Annotated in this window: 1 pseudogene; it reads left to right on the top strand. The window is 52.2% G+C overall.

The annotated features are described in order from the left end of the window. Window positions 1–126 (top strand): annotated as a pseudogene (locus O2S87_RS19310) (IS701 family transposase); the annotation flags it as partial. Window positions 127–253: the final 127 nt, after the last annotated feature.

The following is a 253-nucleotide window of genomic DNA, read 5'->3' as shown; positions in this document are numbered from 1 at the left end:
GCGGCCCGCAGCAAGACCGTGACCGGGATTGCACGAGAAGTCCTTCCTGCTGGAAGTGATCGGGCCCTCAACAAGTTTCTCACCGAGTATGACTGGGACGAAGACCAGCTTAATCACGAGCGGTTAGGAGCCTGTCTAAGAATTCTCACACTCTCAGTCATCGATATCGGTCGAAGACACCGCAGTATAATTTGCTCAACCGATCCAGTAGCGTTGACAAAAAGAGAGCCAAACTCAGCTATCTGGCGATCGT

This window comes from Halohasta sp. A2 (assembly GCF_056175805.1).
This window is presented reverse-complemented; position numbering and strand designations above follow the sequence as displayed.